Origin of the sequence: Streptomyces sp. SCUT-3 (genome assembly GCF_014083985.1) — a bacterium.
GTDB classification, from domain to species: domain Bacteria; phylum Actinomycetota; class Actinomycetes; order Streptomycetales; family Streptomycetaceae; genus Streptomyces_H; species Streptomyces_H thermolineatus.
In genome coordinates, this window is record NZ_CP046907.1 from 1,296,402 (window position 1) to 1,315,062 (window position 18,661).

15 protein-coding genes are annotated in these 18,661 nt (G+C 74.4%); 7 read left to right on the plus strand and 8 right to left on the minus strand.

Annotation, left to right across the window (positions count from 1 at the left end):
* Nucleotides 1-57 precede the first annotated feature (57 nt).
* The gene (locus GQS52_RS05650; RefSeq protein ID WP_182311956.1) at nucleotides 58-1,110 is read right to left on the minus strand and encodes a CDP-alcohol phosphatidyltransferase family protein; all 1,053 of its coding nucleotides are present in this window, start codon (nucleotides 1,108-1,110) and stop codon (nucleotides 58-60) included.
* Between the two features lie 302 nt (nucleotides 1,111-1,412).
* Between GQS52_RS05650 and GQS52_RS05655 the strand changes: the two genes are divergently transcribed.
* On the plus strand, nucleotides 1,413-2,312 hold the full coding sequence (locus GQS52_RS05655; protein ID WP_259370611.1) for an aminoglycoside phosphotransferase family protein: 900 nt from the start codon (nucleotides 1,413-1,415) through the stop codon (nucleotides 2,310-2,312).
* Nucleotides 2,313-2,418: 106 nt separating this feature from the next.
* On the opposite strand, the gene GQS52_RS05660 is transcribed toward GQS52_RS05655, so the two are convergent.
* The 4 genes from GQS52_RS05660 to GQS52_RS05675 form a co-directional block, all read right to left on the minus strand.
* A complete protein-coding gene (locus GQS52_RS05660; protein ID WP_182311958.1) occupies nucleotides 2,419-2,946 on the minus strand; it encodes a hypothetical protein in 528 nt (175 codons plus the stop codon).
* 202 nt (nucleotides 2,947-3,148) lie between these two features.
* Nucleotides 3,149-4,423 carry an SAV2148 family HEPN domain-containing protein gene (locus GQS52_RS05665; RefSeq protein ID WP_259370612.1) on the minus strand — a complete coding sequence of 425 codons (1,275 nt, stop codon included), beginning with the start codon at nucleotides 4,421-4,423 and terminating at the stop codon, nucleotides 3,149-3,151.
* Nucleotides 4,424-4,472: 49 nt separating this feature from the next.
* Nucleotides 4,473-5,792 carry a copper amine oxidase gene (locus GQS52_RS05670; RefSeq protein ID WP_182311959.1) on the minus strand — a complete coding sequence of 440 codons (1,320 nt, stop codon included), beginning with the start codon at nucleotides 5,790-5,792 and terminating at the stop codon, nucleotides 4,473-4,475.
* 241 nt (nucleotides 5,793-6,033) lie between these two features.
* Nucleotides 6,034-6,903, minus strand: coding sequence for a hypothetical protein (locus tag GQS52_RS05675; protein ID WP_259370613.1), 870 nt, complete (start codon nucleotides 6,901-6,903; stop codon nucleotides 6,034-6,036).
* A gap of 281 nt (nucleotides 6,904-7,184) precedes the next feature.
* On the opposite strand from GQS52_RS05675, the gene glgX reads away from it, so the two are divergent.
* The 4 genes from glgX (at nucleotide 7,185) to GQS52_RS05695 (ending at nucleotide 14,532) form a co-directional block, all read left to right on the plus strand.
* Complete coding sequence (gene glgX, locus GQS52_RS05680; protein WP_182311960.1) at nucleotides 7,185-9,323, plus strand: glycogen debranching protein GlgX; 2,139 nt, start codon at nucleotides 7,185-7,187, stop codon at nucleotides 9,321-9,323.
* Between the two features lie 176 nt (nucleotides 9,324-9,499).
* Complete coding sequence (gene treY, locus GQS52_RS05685) at nucleotides 9,500-12,064, plus strand: malto-oligosyltrehalose synthase (RefSeq protein WP_182311961.1); 2,565 nt, start codon at nucleotides 9,500-9,502, stop codon at nucleotides 12,062-12,064.
* Between the two features lie 132 nt (nucleotides 12,065-12,196).
* Nucleotides 12,197-14,020, plus strand: coding sequence for a serine/threonine-protein kinase (locus tag GQS52_RS05690; RefSeq protein ID WP_259370614.1), 1,824 nt, complete (start codon nucleotides 12,197-12,199; stop codon nucleotides 14,018-14,020).
* 137 nt (nucleotides 14,021-14,157) lie between these two features.
* Nucleotides 14,158-14,532: a VOC family protein gene (locus tag GQS52_RS05695; protein WP_182311963.1), complete on the plus strand. Its 375-nt coding sequence runs from the start codon at nucleotides 14,158-14,160 to the stop codon at nucleotides 14,530-14,532.
* Between the two features lie 49 nt (nucleotides 14,533-14,581).
* Here the strand turns inward: GQS52_RS05695 and GQS52_RS05700 are convergent, their stop codons facing one another.
* A complete protein-coding gene (locus GQS52_RS05700; RefSeq protein ID WP_182311964.1) occupies nucleotides 14,582-15,199 on the minus strand; it encodes a TetR family transcriptional regulator C-terminal domain-containing protein in 618 nt (205 codons plus the stop codon).
* A gap of 110 nt (nucleotides 15,200-15,309) precedes the next feature.
* Here GQS52_RS05700 and GQS52_RS05705 point away from each other — a divergent pair, with 110 nt between their 5' ends.
* Nucleotides 15,310-16,743 (plus strand): amidase, encoded by a 1,434-nt coding sequence (locus tag GQS52_RS05705; protein WP_259370615.1) that lies wholly within the window; start codon nucleotides 15,310-15,312, stop codon nucleotides 16,741-16,743.
* Nucleotides 16,744-16,891: 148 nt separating this feature from the next.
* Here GQS52_RS05705 and GQS52_RS05710 read toward each other — a convergent pair whose 3' ends face one another.
* Both GQS52_RS05710 and GQS52_RS05715 read right to left on the minus strand, forming a co-directional pair.
* Nucleotides 16,892-17,116 carry a DUF397 domain-containing protein gene (locus GQS52_RS05710; protein ID WP_259370616.1) on the minus strand — a complete coding sequence of 75 codons (225 nt, stop codon included), beginning with the start codon at nucleotides 17,114-17,116 and terminating at the stop codon, nucleotides 16,892-16,894.
* A complete protein-coding gene (locus GQS52_RS05715; RefSeq protein WP_182311966.1) occupies nucleotides 17,113-17,928 on the minus strand; it encodes a helix-turn-helix transcriptional regulator in 816 nt (271 codons plus the stop codon). The genes GQS52_RS05710 and GQS52_RS05715 overlap by 4 nt, the downstream gene beginning before the upstream one ends.
* A gap of 160 nt (nucleotides 17,929-18,088) precedes the next feature.
* Between GQS52_RS05715 and GQS52_RS05720 the strand changes: the two genes are divergently transcribed.
* Entirely contained in the window at nucleotides 18,089-18,610 is a 522-nt protein-coding gene (locus GQS52_RS05720; RefSeq protein WP_182311967.1) for an ATP-binding protein, read from the plus strand.
* Nucleotides 18,611-18,661 lie beyond the last annotated feature (51 nt).

Genomic DNA, 18,661 nt, shown 5'->3' on the forward strand with positions numbered 1-18,661 from the left:
GACCGGGCGCCGCCGAACGGCACCCGGTCCGCGTGCCGCACCGGGCGGCCGGGGGGATCACGCCGCGGCGGGCAGCTCCGGGCGCTCCTCCTTCTCCTGCGCGTCGAAGGAGGCGAGGGTCCGGGCGAAGTCCCTGGTGGAGAGCAGCAGCTTGTAGATGATGGCGAGCTCGAAGACCAGCAGCAGGACGGCCGCGCCGACGGTGACGGGGACGAGCGCGCCGACCGCGGGGCCGACGATGAAGACGGCCATCTGGAACTCGATGCCGCTCACCAGGTGGGTGCGGATGCGGCGGCGCAGCAGGAAGGTGCGGAACCGGGCGTACCAGGGGAAGCGGCTGCGGAACTCCTGGTGCAGGTCGACGACGCCGGTCGGCACCGGGGCGACGGCCGCACCGGGCAGGCCGGCCTCCTCCGGCCCGCCGTCGGCCGCGGCACCGGCCACGGGCACGGCCACGACACCGGCGGCGTCGGCACCGGCGGCATCGGCGTCGGCCCGGGTGCCGACCTCGGTTTCGGCCTCGGGGTTGTCGCGGAGCAGGTCCTCCATGAAGGCGACCTCCCGCTCGGCCCCGGCCCGGCGCGCCTGCCGGGCGCGGGCCTTGATCTGCTTGCGCATGCCGTGCCGGATCTTGAAGATCTGCAGGGCGTCGACGTAGCGCAGCATGTCGAGGAAGACGACGGCGAGCGCCAGCCACACGTAGAGGACGTCCCCGGTCCGGACGTACTGGCCGCCCATCAGGGCGACGGCGCAGAACAGCACCCGCACGCGGTCGAACACGTAGTCCAGCCACGCGCCGAAGACGGACCCGGTGCCGGTCAGGCGGGCGAGCTTTCCGTCCATGCAGTCCAGCACGAAGCTGACGTGGTACAGCGCGGCCCCGGCCAGCAGCCACCGCCAGTCCCCCTGCGCGAAGCAGGCCGCCGCGCCCAGCCCCAGGACCAGCGCGGCCCAGGTGATGCCGTTGGGGGTGACCCAGCGGGCCCGCCGGGCCGTGAAGCGGACCAGTGGAGTGGCCACCGGGTCCACGAGGAGCACGGTCCACCACGCGTCCCTTTTCTTCTCGGTGACGCGGCGGACCTCGGCGAGCGGGGGTATGTCGTGCAGCATGGTCAACTTTCCTGCATGGAACGGCGTTTCACGCCACGCTAGGAATTCCGTTCACTGAAAAGCAAGATGCCGGCCATACAACCTTCTTCCCTCGTCAGAGGTCTTGTGATCAACAAGGGTCCACGGAATTCCCAGGCGTCCGTGCCGTTTCCGCGTCTTTTTCCGCACCGCGGCGGCCCCTTTTCCCTGCTGCCCTCCCCCGTCCCCCCGCAATTCCCCGCGCCCGGCTCTTTCCCTGTGCGGCCCGCCCGGGTGCGAGAATGACCGGGCAAGAACGGCGGCGGGGTCCACGGAGGTGGCGGGTGGCAGGAACGGAGCGGGGCACGGCGGTGCTGCCCTTCACCGAGGCGCAGGCCCGTTCGGTCCTAGCCGCGCTGCGCGGCGCGGACGCCGCGGCGGACTCGAGGCTCGTCGCGTTCAGCGAGAACGCGGTGTTCGCCCTGCCGGACGGGCAGGTGGCCAAGGTCGGGCGCAGCGCGGAGCTGCTGGACCGGGCCCGCCACGAGCTGCGGGTCTCGCAGTGGCTGGCCGGCCGGGACGTGCCCTCGGTGCGCCCGGCGGACCCGTCGGCCCACTTGGTGGACGGCCACCCCGTCACCTTCTGGAAGCGGCTGCCGGAAGCCGTGCGCCCCGCCCGCCCGGCCGACCTGGCCCCCCTGCTCGCCCTCGTGCACTCCCTGCCGTCGCCGCCGTTCGACCTGCCCCGCCGGGAACTGCTGGGCGGCGTGGAGCGCTGGCTGCGGCTGGCCGGGGACGCGATCGACCCCGAGGACGCCCGGTTCCTGCGCGAGCGCCGCGACGGCTTCGCCCCCGCCGCGGCCGCCCTGACCCCGCACCTGCCGCCCGGGCCGATCCACGGGGACGCGCTGCCGCGCAACGTCCTGGTGGGCCCGGACGGGCCCGTGCTGGTGGACCTGGAGACGTTCTCCCTGGACCTGCGCGAGCACGACCTGGTGGTCCTGGACCTCAGCCGGGACCGCTACGGCCTCCCCGCCGCCGAGTACGACGCGTTCACCGCCGCCTACGGCTGGGACGTGCGCGAGTGGGAGGGGTGCGCGGTGCTGCGCGGCGCCCGGGAGACGGCCAGCTGCGCCTGGGTCGCCCAGCACGCCCCGGCGAACCCCGGGGCCCGGGCGGAGTTCCGCCGCCGGGTGGCCTCCCTCCGCGACGGCGACCCCACCGTCCGCTGGTACCCGTTCTGAGCCCTCCCGGCCCGCCCCGCCCCCGCCCCCGCCCGGGCCGCCGCCCCCGCCCCCGCCCGGGCCGCCGCCCCCGCCCGGGCCGGTCGGGGCCGGCGCGGGCGTGCGGTCAGCGGCCCGCCGCCGTCTCGATCCAGGTCAGGATCGCCCGGACGGTGTCCGGCTCGAGGTCGGCGATGGCGCGGATCGCGCTCCCGTCGCCGGGCATCGGCGGGATGCCGGCGGCGATCAGGGCCGAGTGCAGCGCCAGCCGGTGCTGGTCCTGCGGGGCGAGCAGCGACCTGCGGCGCGCCGCCCCGTCCTTCGCGGCGGGCCGTGCGGCCGGGGCCGCGTCGCCGCCGGGCGCGGAGGCCGGCACGGGGGCGGGCGGAGAGGCGGGGCCGGCGGGGGCCGCGGAGCCGGCCGGAGCGGGCGGGGCGGGCGGGGCGAGGTAGTAGCCTCCCCCCGCAGTCTGCGGGACGGGGCCGGAGGGCGCCTGCTGCCCGGAGGGCGCTGTGCCGGCGGGCGCCTCCCCGGACGGCGCCGCCCCGGGGGGTACCGTGCCCGCGGGCAGGGTCTCGGGGCAGGTGCCCAGGAGGGCGTCGAGGTCCCCCAGAGGCACGAAAACGGTGTCGTTCCATGGATGGGCCATGGTCATGGCGGCCTCCCGGCAGCTGAGGAAACGACAGGACCCCTTGTCAACCCCGCAAGGGGCCGACTGGTTCTGCCGGTTCCCAGGATTCACGCGATGGGCGCAACGCGGCGCCGGGACATTCGCACCTGTGCTCGGAGAGCACCAGCCGGAACGATTCCCCACCGGCGGGCCCCGGGACGGGAGCCGCCCCGGGGGCGGGGGTGCGTCAGGACACGGGGCGCGAGTCGGCCCAGAACCCCTCGAACTCCTCGCGGTAGACGTCGAAGAGCCCGTGCTCGCCCCCGCTGTCGCCGTGCACCAGGTCCCGGGACCGCCCCCGGCCGCCGCGCAGCACCAGCACCGGCGCCTCCATGCCGCGGGCGCGGCGCAGGTAGGACTGGACGACCGCCAGTCCGTCGGAGCCGTCGCCGTCGACGAGGTAGGCGGTGAAGCGGGGGGTCTCGTCGAAGACCCGGATCTCGAACGCCCCGGTGTCGTGGACCCGGGAGCGGACCCGGCGCATGTGCATGATGTTCATCTCCACCGACCGGCTCAGCTCCCCCCTGCCCAGGCCGAGTTCGCGCTCGCGACGGCGCACGGCGCTGCTGGCCGGGTTGAGGAAGAGCAGCCGGACCCTGGCCCCGGACTCGGCCAGCCGCACCAGGCGCCGGCCGGAGTAGTTCTGCACCAGCAGGTTCAGCCCTATGCCGATGGCGTCCAGGCGGCGCGACCGTCCGAAGAGGTCCTCCACCGGCAGCTGCCGCTGCAGCCGCACCCGGTCCGGGTGGACCGCGACGACGTCGGCGTAGCGGTCGCCGACCAGCTCCTCGACCGCGTCGACCGCGAGCCGGTCCGAGGAGGGCGTGCCGCCGGCGGTGCCCAGCAGGGTCAGCAGCCGCTGGGCGGCCCGCTCGGCCTGCGCGAGCACGGTCCCGGACAGGTTCCGGTTGCGCGAGACGACGTGCCGGGCGACCTCCAGCTCGTCCAGCGCCAGCTCCAGTTCGCGCCGGTCCTCCAGGAACGGGTCGAAGCAGGGCCAGTGCTGGACGACCAGTTCGCGCAGCTGCGGGAGGGTGAGGAAGCTGATGACGTTGTCGTCGGCCGGGTCCAGCAGGTACCCCTTGCGCCGGCTGACCTCGCGGACGGCCGCGGCGCGCTGCACCCACTCCTGCCCCGCGGGGCCGGCCGCCGCGACCACCCACTCCTCACCGTGCACCGGCTCGTACACCGGCCGCAGCACGGCGGCCACGACGGCCCGCAGCCGCTGCTCGACCAGGTTCAGCCAGACGTACGCCCGCCCGGCCCGCCGGGCGCGGCTGCGCACCTCTGTCCACGCGTCGGTGCCCCAGTCCAGTTCCGCTCCGATCTCCGGGGGCCGGGCGACGGCCACGGCGGCGGCCGTCGGCTCGCCGCTCGGGTAGGGGTCTCCCTGGTCTCCGCCACCGGGGAGCACCAGTCCTCCCGAGGTCACCACCGCACCGCCCTTTCGACCCCCGTCCACGATCAAGGAAGACTACTGCGACGGCGGCGGACGGCGCAGCCCGATGAGCCTACTGTCCTTCCTCCCAGCGGGGTTCGCCGTTGTAGCGCGGATCGTGCAGGTGGTCGGGCGTGATCGGGCTCATGGCGGTGACGTCGCGCGGGGCGATCTGGAAACCCTGCCAGTGGACGGGCATAGGCGCCTGGTCCTCGTCGCGGGCGATGTGGTGGAAGCCGACGTTGACCCACACCACGGGCCTGGTCAGCTCCTGCCCGTCGACGAACCGGTCGACGGTGTCGGCGCACCTCGGCTCGAACTCCCGGTTTCCGCTGGCGTACTTCTCGCACCCCTTGTACTGGGTGAAGTAGACGTCGTGCGAGGTGTACTCGTGCGGCGAGTACTTGTCGGTGTGCTGCTGGACGATCTCCCAGGAGCGGGGGTGGCCGTCTGCGTTCTTCCCGGTGTTGCTGACCACCCGCCACCAGCGGCTGGGGGCGGCGTCTCCGGCGGTCTCCTTCACCAGCCGCTTCCTGGTGGTCCTCAGCCGGGCCACGCCGTCGGCGCTGCGGCCGTCCGGCTCGGTGTCCCACTGCTCGACCTTGGCCTTCCTGGAGCCGTCGATGTCGAAGTCGAGCCGCCAGAAGACGTTGTGGTGGTGGCTGGTGGCCTTGTCCCGGTTGCCCTTGCCGAGCGGCATCCCGGTGGTGTCGCCGGCGTCGTAGTCGGCGGGCGAGAGGTTGCCGGTGGCGCCCTCCTTGGCCGTGACGGTGCCGTCGTCGGAGAAGTTCCACTGGGTGATGTAGTGGTAGTAGCCGACCGAGTTGACCACGTAGACGACCAGGTCGTCGCCCTGGGCGCTGTCGGTGCGGCCGGGGTCCTCGCCGATGTCGGAGCTGTTGCCGTGGTAGGCGAACCCGCGCGGCTGCGTGGTCACGCACAGCGCCGGGACGGGCCGCTGCCCCTCGACCCTGATGTTCTTGACGGTGCCGCCGGGGCAGTCGGCGGGCGCCAGCCTCTCCGGCGTGCTGCCGAAGTAGAACGAGGTGATGTCGTTGTACTCCTGGGCGCCGTTGTCGTAGGGCACGTTGATCTGCGCGAGGCGGGCCGCGGCGAGCACCTTGATCGGCCTGCGCTCGTGCCGGGGCTGGTAGGAGACGTTCTCCAGGACCAGGCCGGCGGTGGGGCTGTTGTGCCAGCACATCCGCCACGTGGTGCCGTTGGGGAGCTTCTTGGCGATCGCCGACCCGGGGCTGCAGCCGGTGGCGGACGGCGGGGCCGGCTCCGGGGCGGCCGGGGCGGCCTGCGCCGCGGGCCCGGCGGAGGCGCCGGTGGTCAGGACGAGGAGCGCCGGTGCCGCGAGGAGGGCGAGGCGCCGCACGGATGCGTGCATGGGAGGTGACTCCGCTTCTTGGGATCCCCGGACGGGGAGGAGACGATGGGGTGCGCACCGGCGCCGGACGCCGCGTCCGCGCGCCACGACCGCGCGCCGCGGTCGTGCACCGCGGCTGTGCGGCGGGGCACCGGGCACACCGGGTGTGCCGGGTGTGCCGGGTGTGCCGGGCGTGCCGGGCGTGCCGGGCGTGCCGGGTGTGCCGGGTGTGCCGGGTGTGCCGGGTGTGCCGGGCGGCGCCCTACGGCAGGCGCAGGGCGGTGCGGGCGCTCAGGTCGACGACCAGATGGCGCACGTCGATCCACGGCCCGTCCGCCACCCGGGTGAAAAGGCGTACGCACCGGTGCTCGCCGCACTTCGCGGCCGGCCCGGTCACGCCCTCGGGCGCGCGGTAGGTCAGGCCGCGGGTGTCCAGCTGGGCGGCCCGGGCGAGTGTCCGGCCGGTGGCGGCCCGGTAGTCCTCCTTCAGCCCCGCGCCGAGCGGGCTGTCCAGCAGGACGTCGACGGCCTCGGCCGCCTCGGCCCGCGAGGGCGGCGGCTGGGCGTTCCCGTTCCTCTCCGAGGCGACGACCTCGTGGTCCGTCAGGTCGACGGTCTTCTTCACCAGCGTGTCGTCGGAGTAGTCGTAGAAGTAGACCTCGGCGCGGCGGTGGCCGTCCCCTCCGGTGCCCCCGTCCCCGGAGGGCCGGGCGAGGGCGGTGCTGAGGTACTGGGCGTCCCCGTCCTTCCCGCGGACGTCCTCGGCGGCCGTGCGCAGTCCCCTGTCGCGCGCCAGGGCGAGGTCCCTGGCAGCCTCGATCTCGTCCGGGGTGAGGGCGTCGCGCCCGGTCCCGGTCTCCGCGGGCGGGGCGGGCTCCTCCACCACGCCGGGCGCGTCGTCCGCTCGGGACGCGCCGTCCGTGCCGGGCGCGCCGTCCGCGGACGCCGCCCGCCCGGGTCCGTCCGCCCGTCCCGGCCGGTCGGTGCCCGCCGCGCCCGCCGTCCCGTCCTGTCCCGCCGCGTTCAGCGGCACGGTCACCGCCAGCATCGCGGCGGTGCAGGTGACCGCCAGTCCCGCCCCGATCGCCGCGCGCCGCAGCACCGTGCGGCGGCGTTCCCCCCGTGGTTCCACTGCTTCCCCCGTGTCCGTCGTACGTCCGGCAGGGCCGGCCCTCTCCGGGCCCGTCTCCCCTGCCCTCCTTGGGGACGCGGCCGGGCCCGGGAGGGTTGCACGGGGCGGGCGGGGCGGGCGGGTCGCGTGGGGCACGAGAGGGGCTCACGGGGGCGCGCGGCGCGACACCGATGACGGAAGACGGGCGAAAAGCGCACGGATCGCCCCGGGCTGGGCGAGGATTTTCCCGGAACCGGTGGCCGACAGGAGCACCGGCACCGGATGACGGGAAGAGACACAGCATGCAGATCTGGCCGGGGAAGGCATATCCGCTCGGCGCCACGTACGACGGCGCCGGGACCAACTTCGCGGTCTTCTCGGAGGTGGCCGAACGTATCGAGCTGTGCCTGGTCAACGACGACGGTTCCGAGACGGTCGTGGAACTGCGCGAGGCCGACGCCTTCGTGCGCCACGCCTACCTGCCCGGGGTGATGCCCGGCCAGCGGTACGGCTTCCGGGTGCACGGGCCCTACGACCCCGCCCGGGGCCTGCGCTGCAACCCGGCCAAGTTACTGCTGGACCCCTACGCCAAGGCGATGAGCGGCCGGATCGACTGGCACGAGGCCGTCTACGGCTACCGGTTCGGCCGGCCCGGCGCCGCCGACGCCACGGAGGGCCGCAACGACCTGGACTCCGGGCCGCACACCATGACCTCCGTGGTGGTCAACCCCTACTTCGACTGGGCCGACGACCGCCCCCCGCGCACCGACTACCACCGCACCGTCCTGTACGAGGCGCACGTCAAGGGCCTGACGATGATGCACCCGGGCCTGCCCAAGGAGATCCGCGGCACCTACGCGGCCCTGGCGCACCCGGCGGTCATCGAGCACCTGGTGGAACTGGGCGTCACCGCGCTGGAGCTGATGCCGGTCCACCAGTTCGTCCACGACCACCGGCTGGTCGACGCGGGCATGGCGAACTACTGGGGCTACAACACCATCGGCTTCTTCGCCCCGCACAACGCCTACTCATCGCTCGGCGACCGCGGGCAGCAGGTGCTGGAGTTCAAGACGGCGGTGCGCGCCCTGCACCGGGCCGGCATCGAGGTCATCCTCGACGTGGTCTACAACCACACCGCCGAGGGCAACCACCTCGGCCCCACCCTCTCCTTCCGGGGCCTGGACAACCCCTCGTACTACCGGCTGACCGAGGACCAGCGGTACTACATGGACACCACCGGCACGGGGAACTCGCTGCTCATGCGCAGCCCCCACGTGCTGCAGATGATCATGGACTCGCTGCGCTACTGGGTCACCGACATGCACGTCGACGGCTTCCGCTTCGACCTCGCCGCGACCCTGGCCCGCCAGTTCCACGAGGTGGACCGGCTGTCGTCGTTCTTCGACCTCGTCCAGCAGGACCCGGTGGTCAGCCAGGTCAAGCTGATCGCCGAGCCCTGGGACGTCGGCGAGGGCGGCTACCAGGTCGGCAACTTCCCTCCCCTGTGGACCGAGTGGAACGGCTCCTACCGCGACACCGTGCGCGACCTGTGGCGCGGCGAGCCGGCCACCCTGGCCGAGTTCGGCTCCCGCCTGACCGGCTCCTCCGACCTCTACCAGCTCGACGGCCGCCGCCCGCTGGCCTCCATCAACTTCGTCACCTGCCACGACGGCTTCACCCTGCACGACCTGGTCTCCTACAACCACAAGCACAACGAGGCCAACGGCGAGGGCAACCGCGACGGCGAGAGCCACAACCGGTCCTGGAACTGCGGCGTCGAGGGGAAGAGCGCCGACCCCGACGTACTGGCCCTGCGCAACCGCCAGATGCGCAACTTCATCGCCACCCTGATGCTCTCCCAGGGCGTCCCCATGCTCAGCCACGGCGACGAGTTCGCCCGCACGCAGAACGGCAACAACAACGCCTACTGCCAGGACAACGAACTGGCCTGGGTGCACTGGCCGAAGCCGGACGACGAGACCGAGCAGTCCATGCTCGAGTTCACCCGCACGATGGTGTGGCTGCGCCGCGACCACCCGGTCTTCCGCCGCCGCCGCTTCTTCCACGGCCGCCCCGTCGAAGGCACCCACGACGACCTCTCCGACATCGCCTGGTTCACCCCCGACGGCACGGAGATGACCCGCGGCGACTGGCAGGCCGCCCACGCCAAGTCCCTGGTGGTCTTCCTCAACGGCCACGCCATCTCCGAGCCGGGCCCGCGCGGCGAGAAGATCACCGACGACTCCTTCCTGCTGATGTTCAACGCCCACCACGAGCCGATGCGGTTCGTGGTGCCGGTCAACCACGGCAAGGAGTGGCAGGTGGTCGTGGACACCGGCCGGCCCGAGGGGGTGCCCCCCGGCAGCGGGCGCAAGGTCAGGGCAGGCGACCGCCTGTTCCTGGCCGACCGCAGCCTCGTCGTCCTCCAGCGCCCGGCCTGACGCCCGCGGGCACGGCGGGGGGCGGCGGGCGGCGGGTACGGGCACGGGGGTGCGGGCGCGCCGGTGCCCGCGCCCGGCGCGTCCCGGTCCGGGCGCGCCCCCGTTCGGCCGGAAAGCGCCCCCCGGCCCGGGCCCCCGGGTGGTGAGCGGCCCGGCCACGGGGTAGTCAGAGCTTCATGACGCCGACGCCCGAGCAGCACCGGCCCGAGCAGCACCGGCCCGAACCGGCCCCCGCCGGAACGGCTCCCGCAGCCCCGGCGGTGCCCACCGCGACGTACCGGCTGCAGCTCCAGCCGGACTTCCCCCTGTCCGCGGCCGAGGCCGCCGTCCCCCGTCTGGCCGCACTGGGCGTCTCGCACCTGCACCTGTCCCCGGTGCTCCAGGCCTGTCCCGGCTCCACCCACGGCTACGACGTGGTCGACCACACCCGGATCGGCGAGGAGATCGGCGGCGAGGACGCCCTGCGCTCCCTGGCCCGCACCGCCCGCGCGCACGGCATGGGGCTGGTCGTGGACATCGTGCCCAACCACATGGCCGTCCCCGTCCCCGAGCACCTGAGCGAACCGCTGTGGGAGGTGCTGCGCGACGGCCCCGGATCCCGCTTCGCCGACTGGTTCGACATCGACTGGGCGGTGCAGGAGGGCCGGCTGCTGCTGCCCGTCCTAGGCGGCCGGCTGGGCCCCGAGCTCGGCGCCCTGGAGACCGGCACCGCCACCGTCCGGGGCCGGGAGGAGAGGGTGCTGCGCTACCACGACCACGTCTTCCCGCTGCGGCCCGGCACCGAGGACCTGCCCCTGCCCGGGCTGCTGGAGCACCAGTGGTACCGCCTGGCCTGGTGGCGGCTGGCCCGCACCGAGCTCAACCACCGCCGCTTCTTCACCATCTCCGACCTCATCGGGGTGCGCGTGGAGGACGAGGCGGTCTTCGCCGCCACCCACGGCAAGCTCCTGGAACTCGTCCGCGACGGGGTCGTGGACGGCCTGCGCGTGGACCACCCCGACGGCCTCGCCGACCCCCGCGGCTACCTGCGCCGCCTGCACGCGGCCACCGGCGGGCGGTGGACCGTGGTGGAGAAGATCCTCGGCCCCGGCGAACCCCTGCCCGCCGACTGGCCCTGCGCGGGCACCACCGGCTACGACGCGCTCAAGCACGTCGACGGCCTGTTCGTCGACCCGGCGGGCGCCGCCCGCCTGGCCGAGGTGTGGACCGACTTCGCCCGCCTCCCCGCCACCCTGGGCGGCAACTGGGCAGCCACCGTCGCCCGCGCCACCGGGGAGGTCGTCACCGAGGACCTGGCGACCGAGGTCGCCCGCCTGGTCCGCGCCGCCGACCGCGTCTGCTCGAAGGACCCGCAGCTGGCGGACCACGCCCCGTGGGCGCTGCGCACCGCCGTGCGGGGGCTGCTGGCGGGCATCCCCGTCTACCGCCCCTACGTCGTCCCCGGCGAGCCCGCCCCCGAACGCGACGCCGCCCTGCTGGAGGCCGCCGCAGGGCCCGCCCGCGCGGCCTTCGCCGTCCCCGAGGAGGCGCACGCGGTCGACGTCGTGCGCGACCTGGCGCTCGGGCGGCTCGGCCGCGGCCCCGACCACGACGACTTCGCCGTCCGCTTCGCCCAGGTCTCCTCCGCGCTGCGCGCCAAGGCGGTCGAGGACACCGCCTTCTACCGCTGGCACCCGCTGCTGGGCGTGAACGAGGTCGGCGGCGACCCGGCGCGCCCCGGCACCTCCCCGGAGGACTTCCACGCCTTCGCCGCCCGCATCCAGCGCGACTGGCCGGCCACCGCCACGGTGCTGTCCACCCACGACACCAAGCGCAGCGCGGACGTGCGCGCCCGGCTGGCCGTGCTGTCCGAGGTGCCCGAACTGTGGCGCGAGTGGCTGGAGAAGGAGTCCGCGGCCGACGGGCGCGGCAGGCCCGCCGCCCCGGACCGCCAGGTGGAGTACCTGGTGCGGCAGACCGCGGTCGGCCTGGGGCACTGCGAAGCGGAACGGCTGGTGCCCGCCGTGCTGAAGTCGGTGCGCGAGGCCCGACTGCGCACCGGCTGGACCACCCCGGACCCCGACTACGAGGCCGCCGTGGAGGCGTTCGTGCGCGGCCTGTGCGAGGACGAGGAGCAGGTGGCCGCCCTGGCCTCGTTCACCGCCGTCCTGGAACCGTACGCGCACGCCAACTCCCTCGGCGCCGCCCTGGTCCACCTGACGATGCCCGGCGTCCCCGACCTCTACCAGGGCTCCGAGCGGGAGCTGCTCACCCTCGTGGACCCGGACAACCGCCGCCCGGTGGACTTCCCCCGTCCGTTCGACGCCGACGGGTTCGAACGCTCCCTGTCCCTGGGCCGGGGGCCCACCGGGAACCTGTCCGACCGCAAGCTGCGGCTGACCGCCACCGCCCTGCGGCTGCGCCGCGAGCACCCCGAGTGGTTCGGCGCCGGAGGCGGCTACGCCCCGCTGCACGCCCGCGGCCCGGCCGCCGAGCACCTGCTCGCCTTCCTCCGAGGCGGCGGGGACGGCGGGGACGGGACGGGCGGCGGGAACGGGACGGCCGGCGGGGCGATCACCGCCGTCGTCCGGCTCTCACGCGACCTCGCGCAGTCCGGCGGCTGGCACGACACCGTCCTGGACCTGCCCGGGGGCCCCTGGACCGACCTGATCACCGGCGCCGTCCACCCCGCCGGCCCCAACCGCGCCTCGGCCCTCTTCGCCGGCGGCCCCGCCGTCCTCCTCGTGCCCACACCCCGCTGAGCCCCGCCCCCTGGCTACGCCGCCCCACCCCGCCACCCGGCGACGCCGTTCCGGGACCGCCCGGAACGGCGCTACCCTGCTCCCGTCGCGCTGCAGTGGGGCAGCGGGCGCTGTGCGTCGTCGGGGGGTGGCGTGGCCGGGTCAGGTGTTCGGCCGACCGAGGCGGGGGACCCGCAGTCGTTCGGCCCTTATCGCGTGCTCGGGCGCCTCGGCTCCGGGGCCATGGGACGGGTGTACCTGGCGTCCTCGCCCGGCGGCCGGCTGGTCGCGGTGAAGACGCTGCTGGCCGAGGCGGCGGTCGGCGACGCCGACCGGGAGCGGTTCGCCCGCGAGGTGAAGCTCGCCCGCCGGGTCAAGGGCATCCACACCGTGGACGTGGTCGCCGCAGACGTCGAGGCGCGGCCGCCGTGGATGGCCACCGAGTACGTTCCCGCCCCCTCGCTCGCCGAACTGGTGCAGCAGGCCGGCACGCTGCCCGTCGGCGCCGTCGAGCGGGTGGCCGCCGGCGCGGCGGAGGCGCTGCTCTGCCTGCACCGGGCAGAGGTCGTCCACCGGGACGTCAAGCCGTCCAACATCCTGCTGCCGCCGGACGGCCCGCGCCTGATCGACTTCGGCATCTCCCACGCGGCCGACACCACGCGGACCATGCTCACCCTGGGCACCATCGCCTTCACCTCGCCCGAGCAGGCGAGCGGCGAGCCGAGCACCACGGCCTCGGACGTCTACTCGCTGGGCGCCACACTGTTCCACCTCGCGGTCGGCCGACCGCCCTACACCGAGGTGGGCGACACGCTGCGGCTGCTGTCGCAGGTCTCGCGGGGACAGGTGGACCTGTCCGGCCTGCCGCCCGAACTGGAACCGCTGATCCTCCCGTGCCTGAGGACGGACCCGGAGGAACGCCCGGAGCCCGCGCGGATCGTCGGGCAGCTCGCCGACGCCCTCGCGGACGGGCCGGCGCCACCGGGCGGCACGGGCTGGCTGCCCCCGGCGTGGGCCCGGCTCGTCGACGAGTACGGGCGCCGCGGGCAGGAGCTGCAAAGGGGCGCGGCCCGGGCGCCGTCACCGGACGCACCGACCGAGAACCTCAGGAACCGCGGGGCCTCCGGCTCCCCCACGCGCCCCTACACCCGCCTCCACGACCACCCGCGCCCGGACGGGGGCCGTCCGCGTCCGCAGGGGGTTCGGCCACGCCCCGAGAGGGTGCGTCCGAGCACCGGGACCGGCTCCCCGGCAGGGGCCGTCCCCGCGGCCGCCGCGGAGACCCGGAGGACCGAGAAGGCGCAGAAGGGCTGGGGAGGCGTGTTCCTCCTCGTCGCGGCCGTCTGGTTCTTCGCCCTCTACCAGCAGAACCAGGACGACGGCACGTCAGCGGGGGCGACGAGCACGGGCTCGAGTGCGGGTTCGAGCTCGGGCGCGGGCTCGCAGGGGTACTACACGCCGCCGCCCTCGCCCACCCCCGAGCCGGAGGACCTCGCCTTCCGGGCGGTGAGCCCCGGCGACTGCCTCGACGCCTACCGGGAGGGCGAGGACTGGAACACCGACGTGCCCCGGACCGTCGACTGCGACGCGGCCAGCGCCTACTTCTGGGTGTCCGACACCTCGGACTCCTTCGGTTCGGACTGCCCGACGGGTGCGGGGCGCAGCTACTGGTCCCACGTGGGGACCACCGGCAGCACCACGCTGTGCGTGCAACGCCAGTTCCGCGAGGGCCAGTGCTTCGTGGCGAAGCAGTCGGACAAGGGCGCCGTCCAGGACGGGCTGCTCACGAACGTGTGGAACTGCGACGCGGACACCGTCCCGTCGGGCTACAACCAGATACTCCGGATCACCGGCTACTACAAGGCGCCGAAGACGATCCCGCGCGGGTTCTGCTCCGAGGACCAGTACGACCGGACCTCCTACTGGACCTGGGAGGTCGACGACGGCAAGTCCGTCCTGTGCACCACGGTCGCCTGACGGGCCCAGGGGCCGTCCGCCCGGGGGCCGCCCGGGCCGGTCGGCGTGCCGCCGCGCATGCCCGTCGCGGCGGCGGGGTACGCCCCCTCCCGTACGGGGGCGTCGCGGAAGCGGCCGAGGAGTGAGGGGTTTCGGAAGTGATTCGAAAGCTGCAGGCGGTCGCGCTGGACTGCGCCGACCCGGTACGGCTTGCGGAGTTCTACGCGGACCTGCTCGGCGGCCGGGTGGTCCCGGACCCGGAGGAACCCGGCTGGATCGAGGTGCACGGGTTCGAGGGGACGCCGCTGGCCTGCCAGCGGGTGGACAACTACCGGCCGCCCGAGTGGCCCGGTCAGGAGCACCCGCAGCAGGTCCACCTGGACTTCGACGTGGACGATCTCGACGGGGAGGAGAAGCGGGCCCTCGCCCTCGGTGCGACCGTACTGGAGCGGACGGACCGGATCCGCCCGGAGGCCAACTGGCGGGTCTACGCGGACCCGGCCGGCCATCCGTTCTGCCTCTGCCTCCACTGAGCCCGCCGGGCCGGCCCGCCGGTCCGTCCGCCGCGGGCCGGCCCGGCCCCTACGACGGCACGGCCGGCCCCTTGCGGGGCCGGTCGCCCGCCGCGGACCCGCAGAGCCCGTCCACGTGCGCGTCGAGGATCCGCCGGGCCTCGTCCTGGCCGAGCTGCCCGAGGAGCACCTGGACGGTGAGGCCGTCGGCGAGGGCGAGCAGCGTGCGCGCCTCCAGTTCGGCGTCCACGGCAGTACCGGCCGCTTCCCGGACCAGGCCGGCGAGCAGTCCCTGCACCGCCGGGTAGCCGTCCCGGAGGATCCCCGCCATCGCGGGGGTGACGGCGGCGCGGGCGACGAACGCCAGCCAGACCTGCGCCTCCGGGCGCCGCTCGGCGCCGAGCAGGGCGAGGTCCCCGGCCACGCGGGCCAGGGCGGGGGCGGGCGGTGACGGTTCGTCGGCGGCCGCGCGCACCCTGGCGGCGAACGCCTCGCTGACGTGCGCCAGGGCGAGGGCGAGCATCTCGTCCTTGGTGCGGAAGCTGCGCTGGACGGCCCCCATGGACATCCCGGCCTGCCGGGCGACGTCGCGCAGGGTGACTCCCTCCAGCCCGTGCTCGTCGGCCAGCGCGTACACCGCCTCGATCACCCGGCGCCGTCGCCGTTCGTGGTCCACCTGCTTGGGCATGCCGCACCCACCGCCCGCCGTTCCGGTCCCATGCTTTTCCGATGCAAATGCATCGGATGCCAGTGTACGATCCGATGCACTTGCATCGGAAAACGGAGGGCCGCGTCGCCGTGGAAACCGAACTCTGGAAGTGGACCGCCGCGGAGCTGGCCGCCGCGGTCGCCGGCGGAGAGGTCCGGGCCGCGGAGGTCGTCGAGAGCCACCTCGCCCGGATCGCCGAGGTCAACCCGGTGGTCAACGCCGTGACGCAGACGCTCGCCGACGTCGCGCGCCGCGACGCCGAGGACCTCGACCGGCGGCGCGCGACCGGCGAGCGGCCGGGCCCGCTGGCCGGCGTGCCGTTCACAGTGAAGGAGAACATCTGCATCGGCGGGGTGCCGACCACGCACGGCCTGGCGCACTTCCGGGGGATGCGGGCCGGGGAGGACGCCCCGCCGGTGGCCCGGCTGCGGGCTGCGGGCGCGATCCCCGTCGGGCACAGCAACATGCCGGACCTGACCGTGGGCGGGATGCACCCGCGCAGCGAACTGTTCGGGGAGACGCGCAACCCGTGGCACCCCGGCCGCACCCCCGGCGGCAGCAGCGGCGGCGACGGGGCCGCCGTGGCCTCCGGCATGGCGCCGCTGGGACTGGGCAACGACTCGGGCGGCTCGATCCGCATCCCGGCCGCCTTCTGCGGTACGGCCGGGCTGAAACCCACGTACGGCCGCTTCCCCTCCGACCACCGCATCGGCCCGGACGACCCGACCCTGGCCTCCCAGCTCGTGCCGGTGGACGGCCCCCTCGCCCGCACGGTCGGCGACCTGCGCCTGGCCTACGAGGCACTGGCCGGAACGGACCCGCGCGACCCGCGCGCCGTCCCCGTGCCGCTGTACGGGCCGGACGCCGGGACGCGGCCGAGGGTGGCGGTGGTGGCCGACCCCGGCGGCCAGGGGGCGCACCCCGGTGTGCGGGCGGCGGTCGCCGCCGCGGCGGACGCCCTCCGGGACGCCGGATACGAGGTGGAGGAGATTCCCGACGTCCCCCGCCTGGCGGAGACCCTCGCGGCGTACGGCCACATGATCATGACGGAGTTCGCGCTCGCCTGGCCGCGGATCCGCACGGTACTGCCCGGGAGCAGCCGCGCCTACATCGAGATGTCGATGGACCGGACCCCGCCCGTCGAACTCCCCGAGTACCTGCGGCTGACCGGTGTCCGCCTGGGCCTCCAGCGGGACTGGGCCCGCCTCTTCCAGCGGTACCGGCTGGTCCTCGGGCCGGTGTTCACCGAGCCGCCGGTCGAGCCGGGCCTGGAGTCCGGCAGCACGGACGGGCACGAGCGGGTGACCCGCGCGATGCGGCTGTGCACCGCGACCAGCTTCGTCGGGCTGCCTGCTGTGGCCGTCCCCGGCGGGGTCCTCGACGGGCTGCCGCAGGGGGTGCAGCTGATCGGGCCGATGTACAGGGAGGACCTGTGCCTGGCCGGCGCGGAGGCCGTCGAACGGCGGATCGGCGTACTGACACCCGTCGAGCCACGGTCGGGCGGCACTCCCCCGCTCGCGTGACCGCCCCCTGCGCGCGTGACCGCCTTCCGGGCCCGACGGCCACCGCGTGGTCATCTCCGACGACGGGCTCGGCCTGAAGGCCGCGGGCCTGGCCACGGACGCCCGCGGCTTCGTGCCGCCCGCGGACTCCACCAGCAGGCGCCCCGGCTCAGCGCTCCGCGAGCGGCGCGGCGGACGCTGCGAAGGCGACGAACGCCGTCCACGCCTCCGGGGAGAACGCGAGCGTCCCGCCCTCCCGGTCCTTGGAGTCCCGCACGCGGACGGCACCGGGAGCCGCGGCGACCTCCACGCACTCCCCGCCGTCGCCGCCGCTGTAACTGCTCTTGAACCAGGTCGGTTCGGAGACGGTTTCTTCGGAACGGTCGTTGTTCACAGTTCCCCCAATACCTGCTCGATGAGGCTCGCCGACTCTTCCGGGCTGAGGGCCTGGGCGCGCAGGATGCCGTAGCGCTGCATGAGCACACTCACCTCGTCCTGCTCGGAGATCAGGAAACTGCCGCGCTGGCCCTCGACGTAGGCCAGGTTACGGCGATCCTGGGTTTCCAGCAGCACCATCGGGCCTTCCAGTCCGGCATGCGTCTCCCGACAGGTCGGCATGACCTGGAGGGAGACGTTGCGCATCCGCGCGCAATCCAGCAGGCGCCTCAACTGCCCCTCCATGACGGCGGAACCACCGATCGGTCGCCGGACCACCACCTCCTCGATCACGAAACCCAGTACCGGGCGCGGCGTACGCGTCAGCAGAGTCTGGCGGTCGAGTCGCGCCGCAACGCGCCGCTCCACCTCGTCGTCGTCGGGCGGAGGACAGCTGCCGCCGACCACCGCCCGGGCGTACTCCTCGGTCTGGAGCACGCCCGGGACGGTCTGGTTGCTGTACAGGTACATGCTCACCGCGTCCGCCTCCAGGATCGCGAAGTCCTGGAACCAGGACGGGTAGCGCGCCTGGGCGAGGAAGGATGCGCCGATCCTGAGCACGCCGCGTGCGTCCAGGGCCTCGTCGGCCTGGTCCACGAAGCCCTGCTGGGGAATCCGCCGGCCCTGCTCGACGGCGGCCACCATCGCCTCCGAGTACCCCACCCGCTCGCCGAGTTCGGCACGGGAGAGCCCCGCACGCCCTCTGAGCAGCTTCAGTTGGCTGCCGAAGTACTTGAGCGTCGTCGAGCCCGCGTCGTTCCTGCTTCCCATTCCTGTCACCCCGTTCGCCGTCGTGTGTGTCCTCCAACTCCGCACGGGGGCAGGGGGTGACGGCGAGCGGCGCGTACCGGTGGGCCGTCACCGCACACAACGGTGCGGGTCCTCGGAAGAGACCTGGCCGGGCTGGGCGGCCGTGCGGATCTTTGTGCTGATGAAGACCGACATTCCCTCTTCCGTGACTCCGTGTTTCGCCATCACCTCCAGCGAGCGGGCGTTCCCCCGGCATCCGTACTCCGTGCGGGCCGCACGGGACCACGCCGCCGCCGTGGCCTCCCGGCTCGCCCCTCCCCCGCCACCCCTCCCTGCCGGTGACGACCGGCTGGACGACGTCCTGGTGTGCGTCTCGGAGCTGGCCACCAACGCCCTGGTCCACGGCGCCCCGCCGGACTGCGGTTTTCTGCTGCGGATCGCCCTGGTCCGCACGTCCGCCACCGGGGCGGCGACCCTGCGCGTCGAGGTGCACGACGACGGGAAGGACCTGCCGCCGCAGGACCCGGACCGGCCCTTGGTGTCCGCTCCCGGGCGGGAGGGCGAGCCCGGGACCGGCGGCCGCGGGCTGCTGCTCGTCTCGGCCCTCGCCGACGCCTGGGGCGTCTCCCCCTTCCGCGGCGGAGCGGGCAAGGCCGTCTGGGCCGAGTTCCGGTTCCCCCGGGAGGCGGCCGGAAAGCGGTGAGGCGCCTCCGGGCGCATTCAGGTGACCCTCAGTCAGGTGACGGCGAGTTGT

What these genes read in the sequence shown, in the direction of transcription:
- GQS52_RS05650 (WP_182311956.1), bottom strand. Translation starts at nt 1,110, where the DNA reads ATGCTGCACGACATACCCCCGCTCGCCGAGGTCCGCCGCGTCACCGAG.
- GQS52_RS05660 (WP_182311958.1), bottom strand. Translation starts at nt 2,946, where the DNA reads ATGACCATGGCCCATCCATGGAACGACACCGTTTTCGTGCCTCTGGGG.
- GQS52_RS05670 (WP_182311959.1), bottom strand. Translation starts at nt 5,792, where the DNA reads ATGCACGCATCCGTGCGGCGCCTCGCCCTCCTCGCGGCACCGGCGCTC.
- glgX (WP_182311960.1), top strand. Translation starts at nt 7,185, where the DNA reads ATGCAGATCTGGCCGGGGAAGGCATATCCGCTCGGCGCCACGTACGAC.
- treY (WP_182311961.1), top strand. Translation starts at nt 9,500, where the DNA reads ATGACGCCGACGCCCGAGCAGCACCGGCCCGAGCAGCACCGGCCCGAA.
- GQS52_RS05700 (WP_182311964.1), bottom strand. Translation starts at nt 15,199, where the DNA reads ATGCCCAAGCAGGTGGACCACGAACGGCGACGGCGCCGGGTGATCGAG.
- GQS52_RS05715 (WP_182311966.1), bottom strand. Translation starts at nt 17,928, where the DNA reads ATGGGAAGCAGGAACGACGCGGGCTCGACGACGCTCAAGTACTTCGGC.
- GQS52_RS05720 (WP_182311967.1), top strand. Translation starts at nt 18,089, where the DNA reads ATGAAGACCGACATTCCCTCTTCCGTGACTCCGTGTTTCGCCATCACC.